Origin of the sequence: Streptomyces sp. NBC_00286 (assembly GCF_036173125.1) — a bacterium.
Taxonomy (GTDB): domain Bacteria; phylum Actinomycetota; class Actinomycetes; order Streptomycetales; family Streptomycetaceae; genus Streptomyces.
Map to the genome: position 1 here is coordinate 8,510,329 of NZ_CP108054.1, position 17,771 is coordinate 8,528,099.

A 17,771-nucleotide genomic window follows, 5' to 3' on the forward strand; every position below is an offset into this window, starting at 1 on the left:
TTTCGCGGACCTGGTTGCTCGCCGTTGTGGTTGCTCAATTGATGGTCGCGGTTCGAGGATTGTTTGCGGGCTGCGTACGCTCACGAGGTTGGCCCGGGCTTACGGGGGCGAGTCGGGGGCGTACGACCTCAGGGGGATTCGAGTGACCGTGGACGTGCTGCCCGGCCTTGCCGCGAAGGTGCGTGCTGCGGTGCACGCGGGTGCGAGTGTCTGTGCCTGCGGCACCGAGGTCTCCTCTGTGCTGGCCGATCGGGTCGATGGCACCGTCGTGCGGCATGCGGACACCGTGGCTAAGGCGCACGCTCCCGGAACCGACGCCGGCGACCTTGCGGCTCGTATGGCCGTCGCCGCGCACACGGCCCTGGACGGCGTCCTCCTGGCGCCGCTTGCCGCGAGCGCTGCCGAACTGTACGGCCGGCTGGTCACGTTCTGGCCGTACGGCACTCCCGTAGACCCCGAAACTCCCGAAGCCGCCCCTTGGGGGGAAGCCGCCACCCTCCTCGCTCGCCTCCACCGGACGCCCGAGGCCGTACTCCCGTCCGGACTCCCGGCGATGCGCGGCCCGGCGAAGGCGGCTCGTGCCGTCGCCCGCCTCCATACGGCCGGTCCTCACCCGGCAGCCGCTCCGGTCCTGCGGGCCTGGTCCGTCCTCCCCGCTTGGGCGCGGGACGAGGCCTCGATGCCGGATACCCGCACGTTGTGCCACGGTGATCTGCACCTGGGGCAACTCGTCCGCGATTCGGGCGGCGCCTGGCTGCTGATCGACATCGACGACCTTGGAGTGGGCGAGCCCGCGTGGGATCTGGCGCGCCCCGCCGCCTGGTTCGCCTGCGGGCTCCTCCCGCCCGAGGAGTGGACCCGTTTCCTGACGGCGTACCAGAAGGCCGAGGGCCCCGCCCTCCCCGCGGACACAGACCCCTGGCACGCCCTGGACATTCCGGCCCGCGCGCTCACCGTCCAGACGGGTGCCCTGGCGATCGCGAAGGCGATGGCGGCCGGCCGTGCGCTCGACGAGGTGGAGGGGGCAGTGATCGACGCCTGTGACCGAATGGCAGCGCACCCGCCGGAGTTGGCGCCCGGGTTCCCGACGTAAGGTGCAACCGAACCGAAGCCGGGCAGTGTCTGTCCTGGCGAAGCAGCACCGACCGGCGAGGAGTTGAGCCGACCATGCAGTGTCCGAAGTGCCGTGCGCCGATGCACACGTACAACCGCAATGGCGTCCAGATCGAGCAGTGCAGCGGCTGCCGCGGGATCTTTCTCGACTACGGCGAGCTGGAGTCGCTGACCCGCCTGGAATCCCAGTGGCAGCAGCCCGCGCCGCCGCCTCCGGCGGCCCCACAGGCCTACCCGTCCGCTCCCGCACCCGCGTGGGGCGCCCCGCATGGCGGCCACGGCGGACACGGCGGTCACTACGGCCACAACAAGCGCCACAAGAGCTTCGGCCACATGCTCTTCTCCTCCTGACCACATCCGAGGAGCTTCACGCATGACGAAGCCCCCGGCCGTACGAGACGGCCGGGGGCTTCGGCTGGTGCGCGATACTGGGATTGAACCAGTGACCTCTTCCGTGTCAGGGAAGCGCTCTCCCGCTGAGCTAATCGCGCGGGTCGGACCTTGCTGGTGGTGCGTGGTGCGTGCGCGATACTGGGATTGAACCAGTGACCTCTTCCGTGTCAGGGAAGCGCTCTCCCGCTGAGCTAATCGCGCGGGACCCGGTGAACCGGACCAGTGGACGATACTGGGATTGAACCAGTGACCTCTTCCGTGTCAGGGAAGCGCTCTCCCGCTGAGCTAATCGTCCTTGGAGGTGGAGACGGGATTTGAACCCGTGTAGACGGCTTTGCAGGCCGTTGCCTCGCCTCTCGGCCACTCCACCAGGGGCGGGGGTTCGGGAAGATCCCCCACTTCCTGCGAGCGGACGACCAGGTTCGAACTGGCGACCTCAACCTTGGCAAGGTTGCGCTCTACCAACTGAGCTACGTCCGCTTGTCTTTCCCGCCCCGCTCGCGCGAGTCGGTGACGTGTTGAACTCTAGCGGATTCCCGGGCCAGTACAAAAACGCGTTTATGCAGCGTGCTGCGGTGCGCCCGCCGGGAGACACGGCCGGGTCACCCGCCCGGCGCCCGCCATAGACTCGCACCTGTGCACGACCTCCCAGCTCTCGCCCGTTTCGGCGGCCTCGTCGCGACCGGCCTCCATGACGTCACGAGTGACCCCGCGGCCCTGGACTCGAGTGGCTTCTGGGCCGTCACAGCGGACTTCGAGGGGCGCCTGGTGTGCGCCCGCTTCCGGGACGTACGCCATGAGCCGGTGCCCGCGCCGGTGCCGGGGGAGTGGCGGGGGCCCGCGCTGGACGACTGGACGTCGTCGCTCGACCGCGCCGCGTACACGGCGGGCGTACGCCGCATCCGCGAGCACATAGCGGCCGGTGAGGTCTACCAGGCGAACCTCTGCCGGGTTCTGTCCGCGCCCATCGCTCCGGACGCCGACGTGGACGCGCTCACCGCGCTGCTCGCGCGCGGCAACCCGGCCCCGTACGCCGGAACGATCCGACTCCGCGACCACGGTGTGGAGATCGCCACCGCGTCTCCCGAACTGTTTCTGCGCCGCGACGGGCGGATCGTCGAGTCGGGCCCGATCAAGGGCACCGGACGCACCGAGGCCGACCTCCTGGAGAAGGACTACGCCGAGAACGTCATGATCGTGGACCTGGTCCGCAACGACATCGGACGCGTCTGCGCCACCGGCTCGGTGACCGTGCCCGACCTGTGCGTCGTCGAGAAGCACCCGGGCCTCGTCCACCTCGTCTCGACCGTGCGCGGCGAACTTCGCGATGACGCCGGCTGGCCAGAGCTGCTGGCGGCGACGTTTCCGCCTGGTTCCGTCACCGGCGCCCCCAAGTCCAGTGCCCTGCGGATCATCGAGGCCCTGGAGACGGCGCCCCGCGGCCCGTACTGCGGTGGCATCGGGTGGGTGGACGCCGACCGCGGGACCGGGGAACTGGCCGTCGGCATCCGTACGTTCTGGATGGACCGGTCCGCCGAGCGGGGAAGGGACGCGGCAGTGCTGCGCTTCGGCTCCGGCGCGGGTATCACCTGGGGGTCCGACCCCGAGCTCGAGTGGCGTGAGACGGAACTGAAAGCCGCCCGACTGCTGGCTGTAGCGTCGGGGGCGTACGACGCAAGCGAAGGGACTCTCACGTGAAGCTCTGGCTCGACGGTGGGCTGCGGGACATCGAGTCGGCCCGTGTCTCCGTCCTCGACCACGGACTGACCGTGGGCGACGGCGTCTTCGAGACCGTCAAGGCGGTCGACGGCCGGCCGTTCGCGCTCACCCGCCACCTCGACCGGCTGACCCGCTCGGCGCACGGCCTCGGGCTGCCCGAGCCCGACCTCGACGAGGTGCGCCGGGCCTGCACCGCCGTCCTCGACGCCAACCCGATGCCGCTGGGCCGCCTGCGGATCACGTACACCGGGGGCCTGTCCCCGCTCGGCTCCGACCGCGGCGAACACGGGCCGACCCTCGTCGTCGCCCTCGGCGAGACCAGTCGGCGCGCCGACACCACCGCCGTGATCACCGTGCCGTGGACCCGCAACGAGCGCGGCGCGCTCGCCGGGCTCAAGACCACGTCGTACGCGGAGAACGTCGTCGCCCTCGCCCGCGCTCGCGAACAGGGCGCGACGGAGTCGCTGTTCGCGAACACCGTGGGGCAGCTGTGCGAGGGCACCGGGTCCAATGTCTTCGTGGTCCTCGACGGCGAGATCCACACCCCGCCGATCGCCTCCGGCTGCCTCGCGGGCATCACGCGGGCGCTCACCGTCGAGTGGACCGGCGCCAAGGAGACCGAACTGCCGCTGGACGTTCTGGAACGGGCGGAGGAGATCTTCCTCACGTCGACCCTGCGCGACGTACAGGCCGTGCACCGGGTCGACGCGCGCGAACTCCCGGGCGCACCCGGGCCGGTGACCGCCAAGGCCATGCGGATCTTCGACGAGCGGGCGGGCGACGACCTCGATCCGTAAAGCCACACACAGCCGCACATATTCGGTGACACCAGTAATCCACGGTGGGTACAACATCCCTGATGACCACCACCCTGCGGCCGGCCGAGCCGCTTCAGCGCGAAGCCGACGGGGCACTGTCACGCCACTACAAGGTCTGCGTGAACAGCCGTCCCGTCGGTGCGATACACCTCGCCACCCACCCCCTCTCCGGGCCGTCCGTCGCGCAGATCCGGGAGCTGGGGATCGACGAGCCGGACCGTCGGCGGGGGCGCGGCACCGTGGCCGCGCTCGCCGCCGAGGAGGTGGCGCGCGGCTGGGGCTGCCGACGGATCGAGGTATCGGTCCCTGCTGCCGCCGAGGCCGCGCTGCGGCTGGCCACGGCGCTCGGTTACGTGCCGCGCGAGCGCACCATGGAGCAACGGCTCGGCGGCACTCCTCCCGAACTGCCCGCCGGCAGCCGGGGCCGCCCGATGACGGAGGCCGAGGCACGCGCCAAGTCCGGGCCGAACCACGCCACTTGGCGATCGGCCGGGTTTGCCCCCGAGGACGTGGTGTGCAGCGTCCTGGAAGACGAGGGGACAGCGGTGGGCACGCTGAGGCTGGGGGCTCGCGACGGAACGGCGTACGTCCTCGACGCGGAGACCGACGAACGATACCGGCGCCGAGGACACGGCCGTACGTTGCTGCTGCTGGCCGAGGCACAGGCGATCGCCGCCGGACGGACCGGAATCCGGATCAACGTCCCCGCCGAGAGCACCCCGGCCGAGCGGCTCTGCGAGTCACTCGGCTACGAGACGATCACGTACATCCTCTACAAGGACCTGCTGTAGAGGCTCGCGCTGGAATGCGTCGTTGGGCTCAGGCCTGCTGTCCGGCCAGCAACCGGTCCACGATCTCCTCGATGCGCTCGCGCAGCCCCTCCTGGCTCTTGCCGCCGTCGAGGCGCTCGCCGTCGATGACGTACGTCGGTGTGCCGGTCACGCCGATGGCCTTGCCCTCGGCCTGGTCGGCGTCGACGATCAGCATGTGCCGGCCGTCGATCAGCGCGGTGTCGAACTCCTCGGCGTCCAGACCGAGTTCACGGGCCACCTCGACCAGGAAGGGTTCTCCCTTACGGCTCAGCTCCTCGACCCGGCCCAGCACAGCCTCGACGTACGGCCAGGTCTGGCCCTGTTCCGCGGCCTCCTCGGCGGCCTGCGCGGCCGCGAACGCGTGCTTGTGCTTCTCCAGCGGGAAGTGCCGCAGCCGCAGCTCCAGCCGGTCGCCGTAGCGGGCGCGCAGCGCGCGCAGGTCGTCGAGGGCGCTGCGGCAGTCGGGGCACTGGAGTTCGCACCAGACGTCCAGGACGGGGACGGCAGGGAGCGCGGGGGAGGAGTCGGTCATGCGCACCAGTTTCCCAGCCGCGGCCGAGGAGGCCCAAACTCGCGGCCGAGGAGGCCCAAACTCGCGGCCGGGGAGCCCTTACGGGGCCCTCGCGGGTATCGAGGGACCGGGCCCTGAGGAGGACCCGACCCGGAGATGTCCCTGAGGTCTGCCCGGACCATGGCATACCGGGCACGGTGCGGTGCAGGATGGAAGGGACGAAGTGACCATGCCCGAGTGAGTCCTGCCCTGGAGGACCGGATGATTGCCGAGACCGTCTGTTCCGCCGTCGCCGCGGCAGGCCTGGGTATCGCCGCGGTCACCGCGTATCGCAAGCGTTTCCTGGCGGCGGCTCGCCTTGTTGCGTACTCGCTGGTGCCCCTCGGTCTGGTGATGACCGGGGCCGTCGAATGGGCGGCCGACACCGCCTTCAGCCCGGTGGCCTGGGCGGGCTTCGGTGTGCTCGGCGCCTCATGGCTGCTGTTCACGACCACGCGGGCCGTCGAGCGGCGCGGCGGCGGGACCCGCAAGGAGCGCAAGGCGGCCCGGGCCGCGCAGCGCGAGGCGGTGGCGCCCTCGGCCTCGGCGCCCTCGCTGGGCCCGGCGAAGAGCCCGGCGACCCGTCCCGAGTCCAAGAGCAAGGCCAAGCCGCGCGCCGCCGAGTCGGGGGACGACTTCAGCGACATCGAAGCCATCTTGAAGAAGCACGGCATATGACGCCTTGAGTTCGGCATGTGCCGCTCTGAATCGACCGCTCGCTGAAACGACACAGTGAGCCGACGCAGCGGGCTGCGCTGAGCCAGGCGGTCAAGGGAGCGATCCGCTCCGGAATTCGCGCCGGAGCCGTCCATCCCGGACGTGCCGGAGCGGTCTATCCCAGATACTGGACCGTCACATTACGGATTTCGCCTAACTCCCCCATTTTTCGGGCGTGTTGATCGCGTTGAGGGTCTCGGCTGCGTCATCATCGCCCGCGAGATGCTGGACACAACACAGAGCGACACCGCTGCGCCTCCAGAGGAGCGGCGGGGTTGTCTCTTCGCGCTTTCCCAGCCACCGCTGATGATCTTCCTTGCGGTGATCGGCTGTCTGCTGCTCATGGCTTCGCTGCACGATCTGCTGCTGCTCTGAGCCGTACGCGGAGTCCCTGGCGTCACCCGCCGAGGACTCCGTCAGCCGGCCGCCTCCTTGCGCCGAGCGCGGTAGGCGGCCACATGCAGACGGTTTCCGCAGGTCCGGCTGTCGCAGTAGCGGCGGGAGCGGTTGCGGGAGAGGTCCACGAAGGCGTGCCGGCAGTCGGGCGCCTCGCAGCGTCGCAATCTGTCCTGTTCCCCGGCCACCACGAAGAACGCCAGCGCCATCCCGCAGTCGGCGGCGAGGTGGTCCGCGACGGACGCACCGGGTGCGAAGTAGTGCACATGCCAGTCGTAGCCGTCGTGGTCGGTGAGCCGGGGCGTGGTGCCGGCCGCGGCGACCAGCTCGTTGATCAGCACGGCGGCGGCGCGGGCATCGGGTGCCGCGAAGATCCCGCAGAACCGGCCGCGGATCTTCCGCATGGCCGTGAGATCGAGCTCGGACAGTGACCCGACTTCGCTGATGTCGTGCTTGCGTACGAACGCGTCCAGATCCGCGACACTCGCGAGCCCGTCCGCCGTGTCGTCCTCCGGTGCGGTGTTCACCAGATCGACCACGATGTCGAGGGCGCACCGGGTGTCGTGGGTGATCAGCACGTTTCGCTCCCTGGCCTGGGGTCGGGCGTGCGCCCGCCGATGCTGGCCGATGCTAGCGGCTCCGCGAAACGGGGGAATCGGTGCTATCCACACCGAGTGGTCGGATGGGCGGAGCCGACCGGGACCCGCGACGTCGGTGCCGTGTCCTGGGTCGAGCGTACGTTTGGTCGCGGCACGCGGCACGCGGCACGCGGCACGGGATCAGGGGTCCGGGGCACGCGAGCGTTGGGGCGCACTTGCGGTGCGCGATGTACGCAGGGCTGGTTCCATGACTCTCCGCACACACGTAGACGCCGCCTCCGCGGAATCCGCGGCGACGGCGCCGATGTATACCGTATGGGGCTGTCCGGGCCCGTGCCGTCTCCCCGAGTGGACGGCGCCGGGCGGCTTGCGCGGAGCCTCGTCCTAGCTCTCCGCCAGGATGTGCGAGAGCTCCGTGTCGAGATCGAAATGGCGGTGCTCCGTGCCCGGGGGGACAGCGGCGTCCGTCCGCTTCAGGAACGACTCCAGGGCCCGCGCCGGGGCCTCGAGCAGAGCCTCGCCCTCCGGGGAGCTCAGGGCGATGCAGACGACGCCCTGACCATGACTGCGGGACGGCCAGACACGGACGTCGCCCGTGCCGGTGGGCCGGTGCAGTCCCTCGGCGAGGAGATCGCGGGCGAACACCCACTCGACGGTTTCCTCGGCTCCGGTGTGGAAGGTGGCGTGCACGGCGTAGGGATCGGCCGTGTCATACCGCAGTCCTGCGGGAACAGGCAGTGAGGACTCGCTCGACACAACGAGGCGCAGGTGCAGCTCGCAGCTGACCGTGGTGTTCATAAGCGCCAGGGCCTTTCGCTCAGTGTGCGCTCGGGGATTCGCACGTCGGCGAAATCGACATGCCACCTACGGTGCCGTTGTAAACCCCTCTGAGTGTTTTGCGTGTCTTTAGGTAGCTCATCCGGCCGAGTGTGCGTTCGTCGACTACGACCATTTCAGTGACTGGTTTGTGTCCGGTAGGGTTTGGCCGTATGAATACGGGGAGTGACGAAACGGGGGAGGCCGTCGTGGCGGCCGAGGATTCGAAGAGCGATCCGGCGCTTGGTTCCCGTGCGCCGGAATTCATCAAGGCCCGACGCATGCTGCACCTGAGCTGGCAGGTGGGCGTGTTCGTGGTTGGCCTCGCGGTCGTGGTGGCCGGCGTGATCATGCTGCCGCTGCCCGGGCCGGGCTGGCTGGTGATCTTCGCCGGTATGGCGATCTGGGCCACCGAGTTCGTCTGGGCGCAGCTGGTGCTCCGCTGGACGAAGCGCAAGGTCACCGAAGCGACACAGCGTGCGCTCGACCCCAAGGTGCGCAGACGCAACATCATCCTGACGACGATCGGTCTGGTCATCGTCGGAGTGCTGGCCGGGATCTACCTCTACCGGTTCGGCTTCGTGATGCCGTGGAAGATCAAGGAATAGCCGGGTTCCGCATGCTCGGCGGGCGGTCGGAAGCACCCCCTGACATGGGGTAATGTTTTCCTACGCCCGGGCGATTAGCTCAGCGGGAGAGCGCTTCGTTCACACCGAAGAGGTCACTGGTTCGATCCCAGTATCGCCCACGAGTACGAGGGCGACCCATGTTCGCGGAAGGTGCGGGCTGGGTCGCCCTCGTCGTTTTTGCCGGGCTTTGCCGCAGGGGGCGGGGGCTTCGCCACCCGCGCTCGCGCGCCCCCCATGGGTTCGCCGAGGTGAGCGCCTTCGTTCGCAGAGCGCCAAGCGCTCCACAAGGTCGAGCAGGTCGAGGCCCCCACCGGACGCGTCGGGGGTTCAGCAGCCGCGTACGTCCTCCCCTGGCGCCCGGGAGGTGCAGGTGCCGCTAAGCGGCACTTCCGGACTTCCAGCGGAGCGCTCAGCAGTCACAACCCAGCTCGTACGTCCCTGACCTCGCCCGAGGCGCTGAACGCGGCGGCGAACGCGGCGGACGCTCCCCGGCCGCGCCGTCCCGTAAGCCGCTGACCAGGTCCTACGGCTCCTGCCCTCGATGCTGCCGGGCAGGCACCTGGACGTGCGCCGCAGGCTCCGTCGCGCGGGGCCCCACCGCGTGGCTCGCGTCGGTCCGCATCGCCTCCAGAGCCCGCTGCGAGGAAGCGCGCCCCGCCGCCCCGTCATCTCCCTCGCCCCTTCCCGACCACCCGTCAACTCCACGCCCGCGCCCAGAATCTCCCTCCCCAAGCACCCCAACTTCCGCAAGTAACCCCCCGTTCGACCGGCCGACCCCACCCACCCCACCTGCAACGTCTTCCAACACCCCCGCCCACCCAGCACCGTTCAAGCCGTCACGCCCGCGACCCCGGCCACATCAATTCCTGTCCGGGTCATTGACGCGCCCGGAGGGCCTCCGTAACTTGTGGCGGCAAGCGCTTACTTGAAACGATTCATGGGGCGGACGCATCGTCGCGGGGAGGCTCAACCATGCAGCAGAACAGAAACGTTGAGAGGCGTACGATCCTTAAGGCGGGGGGAGCCTCGCTGGCCGCGCTGGGGCTGGGGACCACGGCGACGGCGTGTGGGGGCGGTAGCGGCGCCGGGGACGGGACGGTGACGATCCGTTACGCGTGGTGGGGTGCTGAAGACCGCGCCAAGCGGATCAATGAAACCATCAAGCTCTTCGAAAAGAAGTACCCGAAGATCAAGGTGAAAACGGACTTTCAGCCTTACCTCGACTTCTGGAAGAAGTTCAATACCCAGGCCTCCGGCGGCAATCCGCCCGATGTCTTCCAGAACGCCATCGGATTCCTGCGCAAATACGACGCGAAGAATGTGCTGCTAGATCTCAGCGAGCAGGTCAAGGCCGGCAACCTCTCCATGGACGGTTTCCGGGCCGGCTTGGAGAAGTTCGGCGAGGTCGACGGCAAGCTTCTCGGTGTTCCGGTCGGCTCCAACTCGATGGCCCTGGTGATCGACAAGCCCGTCTACACGAAGGCGGGCGTGAAGCCGGAGCAGGGCTGGACCTGGGAGGACTTCGACGCGGGGATGAAGAGCATCCGTGACAAGACGGGTCGCGCCGGCGACAGCGGCATGTACGGCGTCATGTATCTCTACGACCTGTATCTGCGTCAGAACGGTAAGGCGTTCTTCACCGAGGACGGCCTCGGGTTCACCGAGTCGGATCTCAAGGACTGGTGGACCAAGGCCGAGAAGGGTGTGAAGTCCGGCCTTTACGCCGACCCGAAGAAGGTCGCCCAGATCAAGCCCAAGTCCGCGGTCGCCGCGGAGCTCGCGGGCGGTGAGTTCACCTGGGACAACTTCACGGTCCGCTACACCTCCGAGGGCAAGAGCGAGTACGGCCTCGCCCCGATCCCGACCACGGACGGCAAGAAGACCGGCCAGTACCTCGGCTCCCTGATGCTCAGCGGTTCCAAGCGCACTCAGCATCCCAAGGAAGTCGCCCAGTTCATCGACTTCATGGTGCATGATCCCGAGGTCGCAAAGATCATGGGCTATGACCGCGGTGTGCCCGCGACGCAGGCGCAGTTCGACGCGTACAAGCCGACCGACCCGGTCAACAAGGAGATAGCCGCCTACGAGGAGTCCCTCGTCGCGGCGGGCGTCTTGGAGCCCATCACCCCGCACCCGAACGGCGCCGACATCTGTGAGGCAGCGTTCCTGCGTATCGCCGAGGAACTCGGCCTGGGCAAGCGGTCGGTGGACGACGCCGTCAAGCAGTTCTTCACCGAGTCGAAGACGGCTCTCAGCGGCTGATGGGAACCACCGTGACACACGCCCCTGCGATGGAGGGCCTGTCCAAGGACTCCGAGCCGCGGCACGGTCCGGTGAAATCCCCGCGCCCCGCCGAACTCAAGCGGCGGGGCCGCCGGGAGAACCTGGCCGGCTATCTCTTCATGTCCCCCTGGATCGCCGGATTCCTGCTGCTCACAGCGGGCCCGATGGTCGCCTCGCTCTATTTCGCGTTCACCGACTACAACCTGTTCGACTCGCCCAAGTGGATCGGCCTCGACAACTTCTCCGAAATGTTCGGCGACCCGCGCTGGCGTCATTCGGTGCAGGTGACGATCTGGTACGTCATCGTCGGTACGCCGCTCAAACTGCTCGCCGCACTCGGTGTGGCCCTGCTCCTGGCCCAGAAGCGGCGCGGGCAGGCCTTCTACCGGGCCGCCTTCTACGCTCCGTCGCTGATCGGGGCGAGCGTTTCCATCGCCATCGTCTGGAAGGCGATCTTCTCGGACGACGCGATCGTCGATCGTACGCAGAAGATCTTCGGGGTGAACGTCGGTGGCTGGACCGGCGACCCGGACATGATCATCTACAGCCTGGTGGCGCTCACCGTCTGGCAGTTCGGCGCCCCCATGGTCATCTTTCTCGCCGGTCTCAAGCAGGTCCCGCGCGAGTTGCACGAAGCGGCCGAGGTCGACGGAGCGGGCAAACTGCGGCGGTTCTGGAACATCACGCTGCCGATGATCTCCCCGGTCCTCTTCTTCAACGTCCTTCTGGAGACGATCCACTCCTTCCAGATCTTCAGCTCCGCCTACATCGTCGGCGGCGGCGCCGGAGGCAACTCCTGCGGTCCTGCGGACGGTTCGATGGTTTATACCTGCTACCTCTACGTCCAGGGCTTCGAGAACAGCCGGATGGGTCTGGCCTCCGCCATGGCCTGGATGCTGCTGGTCGCGGTCGCCCTGGTGACGGCGGTGCTGTTCTGGTCCCAGAAGCGCTGGGTGCACTACGAGGAGGGCGCCTCATGAGCGCGCAGGCCACAGAGATCACGCCGACGCCAGGTCCGCCGACCCAGGGCCGGTCGACGAAGGCGGGCAACTTCAAGCGCAGACTGCCCGGTGCGCTCGCCTGGCACATCGGGTCCCTGGCGATCCTCGCGGTCATTCTCTACCCGGTGGTCTGGGTCATCGGCGGCTCGCTCAAGAAGAGCGAGGACATCGTCGGCAGCCTGGACCTCTTCCCGACCGACCCGATCACGTCCAACTACACGCGACTGACCGAGGGCATCGCGGACATCTCGATCTCCACGTTCTTCTACAACTCGCTGTTTCTCGCAGTCGGTTCGGTGATCGGGATTGTGATCTCGTGCTCGCTGACCGCGTACGCCTTCGCGAAGATCAAGTTCGCGGGCCGCAATCTCATGTTCACGCTGATGATCGGCACGCTCCTGCTGCCGTATCACGTGCTGCTCATCCCGCAGTACGTGCTGTTCCGCAACATGAACATGATCAACACGTACACCCCGCTGCTGCTCGGCAAATACCTCGCCATCGAGGCCTTCTTCGTCTTCCTGATGGTGCAGTTCATGCGCAACCTGCCCAAGGAGCTCGACGAGGCGGCCCGTATCGACGGCTGCGGGCACTTCCGCATCTACTGGTCGATCGTGCTGCCGCTGTGCCGTCCGGCCCTGATCACCAGTGCGATCTTCACCTTCATCAACTCGTGGAACGACTTCATGGGCCCGCTGATCTACCTCAACGAGCCCGACAAGTACACGGTCTCGCTCGGCCTGAAGATGTTCGTCGACCAGGAGGGCCTTGCCGACTACGGCGGCATGATCGCCATGTCGCTGGTCGCCCTGCTGCCGGTGCTGGCCTTCTTCATGGCCTTCCAGCGCTACTTGATCGACGGCATGGCGACCTCGGGTCTGAAGGGCTGAGGCGCGGATGAGTCAGACACCGGTCAAGGCAGGCGGTACGCCACGGGAGTCCGGGTTCGCCGAGCGGTTCGGCCTCTTCGCCGAGTGTTTGCTCACCGGAGTGTGGATCGCACTGGCCTCGCTGCCCCTGGTCACGTACCCCGCCGCGTTCGCCGCCGGAGCGCGGCATCTGCGGCGGCGTACGGAGCATCAGGGCGGCGGCTGGCGGGAGTTCGTCGCCGATTTCCGGGCGGCCGTGCGCCGCGGTTGGCGCGTCGGCGTCGCCGGCTGGGTCGCGGCCTTCGCGGTCTGGGTGGATGTGCAGGCCGTACGGGCCGGAATCCCCGGCGGGCCGCTCGTCGGCGCCGTCGGGCTGTTCGCCCTGTTCGGACTGGTCGTCGCCGGGATGCGGGCGGCTGCGGTCTGGGAGCCCGGAGCGTCGTGGCGGGCGCTGCTCGCGGCGGCCGGGCGTCGTACCGTCCTCGATCCCGCCGGGTCGTTCCTGCTCGTCGGCGGACTGGTCATGGTGGCCTGCTCCGCCTGGTTCGTCGCGCCGCTGGCGGTCCCCGTCCTGGGGGCCGTCGCGGCGGCAGCCCTCGCCGTGGAGGCGCGCGACCGGCGCCGCTGACCGGCCGCACCTCAAGCAAGGTCGGCGCCCTTGGCGTCGTACCTCTCTCTGTCATGCCCCTGACTTCCCCGCACGGAAAGGAAAGGCTGCATCTCATGGCTCCCATCCCCCGCAGGTCCCTCCTCAAGGCCGCCGCAGTCGCCGGCGCCGCCGCCCAGTTCAGCTGGGCTTTGGGTACCCAGAACGCGTCGGCCGCGCCCAGAGCCGAGCCGGGCGACGCCGACCCGGTGACCCTGGACTGGCTGGAGAAGGGCGGCCTCGGCGCGGCCCCCGGCTCCACCGTGGGCGTGCCCTGGCCGAAGGGCGCGTACGAGAAGGACCAGACGTTCGCGCTGAAGGACGCCGACGGCAAGGAGGTGCCGGTCCAGTCCTGGCCGATCGGCTACTGGCCGGACGGCTCGCTGAAGTGGACCGCGCACGCGGTCGGAACCGGAGTCGGCGCCGGGAAGCTGACGCTCGCCGCCGGTGCGCCCGCGGCCCCCGAGAAGAAGGTCACCGTCGACAAGAGCGGCGGCACCATCGACATATCGACCGGGGTCATCACCGCGAAGATCGGCAAGAGCGGCTCCACGCTCGTCAAGTCCGTCACCCGCGGCTCCACCGAGATCGCCAAGGACGGCCGGCTCGTACTGCTGCGCCAGCCCGAGATCGAGGACGGCGACCAGGGCGCGGAGAAGTACGAGCGGTTCGAGAGCGTCATCGGCGAGGTGGAGGTCGAGCAGGACGGGCCGGTACGTGCCGTCGTCCGCATCGACGGCAAGCACCGTAAGGGCGGCCGGAGTTGGTTGCCGTTCTCGGTCCGGCTCTACTTCTACGCGGGCGCCGAGTCGTTCCGCATGGTGCACACCATCACGTTCGACGGGAAGCAGGAGCCCGGCAAGGCGAGCGGCGACTTCATCCGAGGCATTGGTGTGCGCTTCAAGGTGCCGATGCGGGACGCCGCGTACGACCGGCACATCCGCATCGGCGGCGAGGGCACCGGTCTGCTGCGCGAGGCGGTCAAGGGCATCACAGGGCTACGGCGCGACCCGGGGGCGGCCGTGCGGACGGCCCAGTTCGAGGGCAAGAAGCTGCCCGACCCGTCCACCTGGGACCAGCGGGTGACCACCCGGCTGCAATACATCCCCGAGTGGGGCGACTACACCCTCTCGCAGCTCTCGGCCGACGGCTTCGGCGTCCGCAAGCGCACCAAGAAGGGCCACGGCTGGATTCCCGCAGGCGGCGGCCGACGGGCCAGCGGCTTCGGGTACGTCGGCGGCGCGTCTGGCGGATTCGCCTTCGGACTGCGGGACTTCTGGGAGAAGTTCCCCGCCCAGCTCGACATCCGCAATGCCCAGACCGACGAGGCCGAGGTCACCCTCTGGCTCTGGTCGCCCGAGGCGCAGCCCATGGACCTGCGCTTCTACCACGACGGCATGGGCCAGGACACCTACCCCGAACAGCTCGAAGGCCTCAACATCACCTACGAGGACTACGAGCCCGGCTTCGGCACGCCCTACGGCATCGCCCGCACCAGCGAACTCCTCTTCTGGGCCCACGAGTCCACACCGAGCGCCGAGGCGATGGCCAAGCAGGTGGAGGCCGTACGCACTCCGCCGCAGCTCGCCGCCCCGCCCAAGCAGCTCATCAAGGCGGGCGTCTTCGGCAAGCTGTTCGCCGAGCCCGACCGCTCCACGGCCGCCAAGGCGAAGATCGAGGACCACCTCGACTTCCTCTTCACCTACTACAAGGACCAGGTGGAGATGCGCCGTTGGTACGGCTTCTGGGACTACGGCGACATCATGCACAGCTACGACCCCAGCCGCCACCAGTGGTGCTACGACGTAGGCGGCTACGCCTGGGACAACTCCGAGCTCTCGCCCGACCTGTGGCTCTGGTTCGCGTACATGCGCTCCGGACGCGCCGACATCTTCCGCTTCGCCGAGGCCATGACCCGCCACACCGGCGAGGTCGACGTCTACCACCTCGGCAAATGGGCGGGCCTCGGCACCCGCCATGGCGTCCAGCACTACGCGGACAGCGCCAAGCAGCAGCGCATCGCCAACACCACCTACCGCCGCTACTACTACTTCCTCACCGCGGACGAGCGCGTCGGCGACCTCATGCACGCCAACGTCGACTCCGACGAGACGTTCCTCGTTCTCGACCCCATCCGCAAGATCCGCACCGAGCCGTACGAGCCGGACAGGAACGCCCTGTCCATCGGCTTCGGTACGGACTGGTCAGGGCTGGTCTCCGCCTGGCTCACCGAGTGGGAACGGCGCGGCCCCAAGTGGGAGAAGGCCAAGGCGCGCGTCCTGTCCACCATGGAGACCATCGCGGCCCAGCCCAACGGCTTCGTCCAGGGCAACGCGCTGTACGACCTGGACACCGGGAAGTTCGCCATCGACAAGGAGGCCAAGGTCGGCGTCTCGCACTTGTCGGCGATGTTCGGCCTGGTCGAGCTGAACGCCGAGCTCATCGACCAGGTCGACATGCCGAAGTTCAAGGAGGCGTGGCTCGACTACTGCCGCTACTTCAATGCCACGAAGGCCGAGCAGAAGGCCCGTTACGGCTCCGACTTCGGTTCCCTGCTGCTCTTCCAGGGGCACTCACGGCAAGACGCGTACGCCGCCGTGCAGTTGAAGGACGACAAGCTCGCCGCGCGCGCGTGGCAGCAGTTCTACAACAGCCGGGACACCTGGGACTACAAGGAGTCCACCGACTGGTCCACGAAGAAGATCGAGGGCCCGACCGCCCTCGTCCCCGGCAGCGAGGCGGCGTGGGTGTCCACCAATGCGACGGCGCTGTACGGACTGGCGGCGATCCAGAACCTGGCCCTCGTCGGCGACAAGATCCCCTCATGACCGTCGCCTAGCACCACCACCCCAGCCCCTCCCGCACTCGCCGCGCGCAACGACCGGCGAGTGCGGGAGGCAACCACCGGCTCCGTGGGCAGACTCAGGCCATGGACTGGACGTACTACCGCTTCCGTAGCCTCTGGATTCTCGCGGCCCCGGCCGACGACGTCTACGACGTGCTGGCCGACGCCGAGAACTACGACCGGTGGTGGCCACAGGTGCGTGAGGTGACGCGGATCGACGACCGCAGCGGAATCATCCGGATCCGCTCGCTGCTCCCGTACGACCTGGTGTTCACCGCGCGTGAGGTGCGCCGCGACCGGGCGGCCGGGGTTCTGGAGATCGCGATGACCGGCGATGTGGACGGCTGGGCACGCTGGACGCTCACGTCCGAGGGCTCGGGCACCCGCGCCCGCTACGACCAGGAGGTCCATGTGACCAAGCCCCTGCTGCGGCGCCTCGCCGTGCCGGGGCGACCCGCCTTCCGCGCCAACCACGCGCTGATGATGCGGGCGGGACGGCGCGGGCTGGCCGCGTACCTGGGTGCGAACCAACAACCCGTTTGATGGGAACCCCGCTCGACCTGTATGGTTCAGTGCGTTCCCGGGCGATTAGCTCAGTGGGAGAGCGCTTCGTTCACACCGAAGAGGTCACTGGTTCGAACCCAGTATCGCCCACCCGGAGACAGCCGGTCCGTCACAGACGGACCGGTTTTTCGCATGTCAGGGCCTGTGCCGTGGCATTCTCCAGGACTTACGCCGCCGCCGGGAGCTCCGGTCGCAGAGGCCACGCCGGGTCGACCGGCTCCTCCGTGCCGCTGCGCGCGAACCACGCCTCCAGGCCGCGGGCCTGCGCCGCATGCCACACCGCCTGCAGCGTGTGCAGTTCGGCCGGCGAGAGCCGCTCCAGGCGGGCCGCGAAACGGCGCCCCACCGCGCGTACGACATCCATCGCGGCCAGCGCGTCGGCCGCCGCGTCATGGGCGCCCGTCAGCTCCACGCCATAGTGCGCGCACAGGTCCGTCAGCGTGCGGCGGCCCTTGCGGTAGCGGTCCAGGTGTTTGTCGAGGACCCGGGGATCGAGCACGCGCAGCGGCACGGTCTCGAACCAGTGGTCCAGCGACGACGCCCGATGGCGACGCAACTCCCGGTCCAGCAGCGTCAGATCGAACGGCGCGTTCATCACCACGAGCGGGCGTCCCGCAGCGCTCTGCTCGGCCAGCTCCCTGACTATCTCGTCCATCACCGGCGACGGCCAGCGGCCGTTGCGCTGCAGGTGATCCTCCGTCAGACCGTGGACCGCCGTTGCCCCTTCGGGCACCGGAACGCCCGGATTGACCAGCCAGCGGCTCACCCGCGGCCGGCCTCCGGGAGCGTCCTGGACGACGACGGCGGCCGACACGATCCTGTCGGTCTCCACGTCCACACCCGTCGTCTCGGTGTCGAACGCGGCCAGTGGTCCCTCGTACCAGCACGTCATACGCGTGCAACTCCTCGTTCACCCTCGGCAGTTGACGGACCGTCCACGCCCTCCCCTGTCCGATTCGGTGATACCCGGGCTGTTTGCGCCGTACGCCGGGAGGAGACAA

General features: G+C 68.6%; 18 protein-coding genes and 7 tRNA genes. 16 read left to right on the plus strand and 9 right to left on the minus strand.

Annotated features, from left to right (window positions below):
- Positions 1–142: 142 nt before the first annotated feature.
- On the plus strand, positions 143–1,093 hold the full coding sequence (locus OHT21_RS38455; RefSeq protein ID WP_328772873.1) for an aminoglycoside phosphotransferase family protein: 951 nt from the start codon (positions 143–145) through the stop codon (positions 1,091–1,093).
- Positions 1,094–1,167: 74 nt separating this feature from the next.
- Complete coding sequence (locus OHT21_RS38460) at positions 1,168–1,464, plus strand: TFIIB-type zinc ribbon-containing protein (protein WP_328772874.1); 297 nt, start codon at positions 1,168–1,170, stop codon at positions 1,462–1,464.
- 65 nt (positions 1,465–1,529) lie between these two features.
- Here OHT21_RS38460 and OHT21_RS38465 read toward each other — a convergent pair.
- From OHT21_RS38465 to OHT21_RS38485, 5 genes are all read right to left on the minus strand, one after another.
- Positions 1,530–1,604, minus strand: a tRNA-Val gene (locus tag OHT21_RS38465).
- 31 nt (positions 1,605–1,635) lie between these two features.
- Positions 1,636–1,707 (minus strand) — tRNA-Val (locus OHT21_RS38470).
- Positions 1,708–1,729: 22 nt separating this feature from the next.
- Positions 1,730–1,801: transfer RNA gene (locus OHT21_RS38475), tRNA-Val, on the minus strand.
- Position 1,802: 1 nt separating this feature from the next.
- A tRNA-Cys gene (locus tag OHT21_RS38480) sits at positions 1,803–1,876 on the minus strand.
- A 37-nt stretch (positions 1,877–1,913) separates the two neighbouring features.
- Positions 1,914–1,986, minus strand: a tRNA-Gly gene (locus tag OHT21_RS38485).
- 156 nt (positions 1,987–2,142) lie between these two features.
- Here OHT21_RS38485 and OHT21_RS38490 point away from each other — a divergent pair.
- The 3 genes from OHT21_RS38490 (at position 2,143) to OHT21_RS38500 (ending at position 4,834) form a co-directional block, all read left to right on the plus strand.
- A complete protein-coding gene (locus tag OHT21_RS38490) occupies positions 2,143–3,204 on the plus strand; it encodes a chorismate-binding protein (protein WP_328772875.1) in 1,062 nt (353 codons plus the stop codon).
- Positions 3,201–4,022 (plus strand): aminotransferase class IV, encoded by an 822-nt coding sequence (locus OHT21_RS38495; protein ID WP_328772876.1) that lies wholly within the window; start codon positions 3,201–3,203, stop codon positions 4,020–4,022. Before OHT21_RS38490 ends, OHT21_RS38495 begins: the two co-directional genes overlap by 4 nt.
- A gap of 62 nt (positions 4,023–4,084) precedes the next feature.
- On the plus strand, positions 4,085–4,834 hold the full coding sequence (locus tag OHT21_RS38500; protein ID WP_328772877.1) for a GNAT family N-acetyltransferase: 750 nt from the start codon (positions 4,085–4,087) through the stop codon (positions 4,832–4,834).
- Positions 4,835–4,862: 28 nt separating this feature from the next.
- Here the strand turns inward: OHT21_RS38500 and OHT21_RS38505 are convergent, their stop codons facing one another.
- Entirely contained in the window at positions 4,863–5,387 is a 525-nt protein-coding gene (locus OHT21_RS38505; protein WP_328772878.1) for a DsbA family protein, read from the minus strand.
- 240 nt (positions 5,388–5,627) lie between these two features.
- On the opposite strand from OHT21_RS38505, the gene OHT21_RS38510 reads away from it, so the two are divergent.
- Both OHT21_RS38510 and OHT21_RS38515 read left to right on the plus strand, forming a co-directional pair.
- Positions 5,628–6,083 (plus strand): hypothetical protein, encoded by a 456-nt coding sequence (locus OHT21_RS38510; RefSeq protein WP_328774391.1) that lies wholly within the window; start codon positions 5,628–5,630, stop codon positions 6,081–6,083.
- Between the two features lie 261 nt (positions 6,084–6,344).
- Positions 6,345–6,497 carry a hypothetical protein gene (locus tag OHT21_RS38515; RefSeq protein WP_010988207.1) on the plus strand — a complete coding sequence of 51 codons (153 nt, stop codon included), beginning with the start codon at positions 6,345–6,347 and terminating at the stop codon, positions 6,495–6,497.
- A 41-nt stretch (positions 6,498–6,538) separates the two neighbouring features.
- Here OHT21_RS38515 and OHT21_RS38520 read toward each other — a convergent pair whose 3' ends face one another.
- Positions 6,539–7,096, minus strand: coding sequence for a CGNR zinc finger domain-containing protein (locus OHT21_RS38520; RefSeq protein ID WP_328772880.1), 558 nt, complete (start codon positions 7,094–7,096; stop codon positions 6,539–6,541).
- 405 nt (positions 7,097–7,501) lie between these two features.
- Positions 7,502–7,915 (minus strand): SsgA family sporulation/cell division regulator, encoded by a 414-nt coding sequence (locus OHT21_RS38525; RefSeq protein ID WP_003959770.1) that lies wholly within the window; start codon positions 7,913–7,915, stop codon positions 7,502–7,504.
- A 191-nt stretch (positions 7,916–8,106) separates the two neighbouring features.
- Here OHT21_RS38525 and OHT21_RS38530 point away from each other — a divergent pair, with 191 nt between their 5' ends.
- The 9 genes from OHT21_RS38530 (at position 8,107) to OHT21_RS38570 (ending at position 16,860) form a co-directional block, all read left to right on the plus strand.
- Positions 8,107–8,541, plus strand: coding sequence for a TIGR02611 family protein (locus OHT21_RS38530; protein WP_328772881.1), 435 nt, complete (start codon positions 8,107–8,109; stop codon positions 8,539–8,541).
- A gap of 68 nt (positions 8,542–8,609) precedes the next feature.
- Positions 8,610–8,681, plus strand: a tRNA-Val gene (locus tag OHT21_RS38535).
- 853 nt (positions 8,682–9,534) lie between these two features.
- Entirely contained in the window at positions 9,535–10,824 is a 1,290-nt protein-coding gene (locus OHT21_RS38540; RefSeq protein WP_328772882.1) for an ABC transporter substrate-binding protein, read from the plus strand.
- Positions 10,824–11,825, plus strand: a complete 1,002-nt coding sequence (locus OHT21_RS38545) for a carbohydrate ABC transporter permease (RefSeq protein WP_328772883.1) — start codon at positions 10,824–10,826, stop codon at positions 11,823–11,825. The genes OHT21_RS38540 and OHT21_RS38545 overlap by 1 nt, the downstream gene beginning before the upstream one ends.
- Positions 11,822–12,736 carry a carbohydrate ABC transporter permease gene (locus OHT21_RS38550; protein WP_328772884.1) on the plus strand — a complete coding sequence of 305 codons (915 nt, stop codon included), beginning with the start codon at positions 11,822–11,824 and terminating at the stop codon, positions 12,734–12,736. Before OHT21_RS38545 ends, OHT21_RS38550 begins: the two co-directional genes overlap by 4 nt.
- A gap of 7 nt (positions 12,737–12,743) precedes the next feature.
- A complete protein-coding gene (locus tag OHT21_RS38555; RefSeq protein WP_328772885.1) occupies positions 12,744–13,343 on the plus strand; it encodes a hypothetical protein in 600 nt (199 codons plus the stop codon).
- 95 nt (positions 13,344–13,438) lie between these two features.
- Complete coding sequence (locus OHT21_RS38560; RefSeq protein WP_328772886.1) at positions 13,439–16,189, plus strand: exo-rhamnogalacturonan lyase family protein; 2,751 nt, start codon at positions 13,439–13,441, stop codon at positions 16,187–16,189.
- Between the two features lie 101 nt (positions 16,190–16,290).
- Positions 16,291–16,749: an SRPBCC family protein gene (locus tag OHT21_RS38565; RefSeq protein ID WP_328772887.1), complete on the plus strand. Its 459-nt coding sequence runs from the start codon at positions 16,291–16,293 to the stop codon at positions 16,747–16,749.
- 39 nt (positions 16,750–16,788) lie between these two features.
- Positions 16,789–16,860, plus strand: a tRNA-Val gene (locus tag OHT21_RS38570).
- A gap of 76 nt (positions 16,861–16,936) precedes the next feature.
- Here the strand turns inward: OHT21_RS38570 and OHT21_RS38575 are convergent.
- The gene (locus OHT21_RS38575) at positions 16,937–17,662 is read right to left on the minus strand and encodes a 3'-5' exonuclease (protein WP_328772888.1); all 726 of its coding nucleotides are present in this window, start codon (positions 17,660–17,662) and stop codon (positions 16,937–16,939) included.
- Positions 17,663–17,771: the final 109 nt, after the last annotated feature.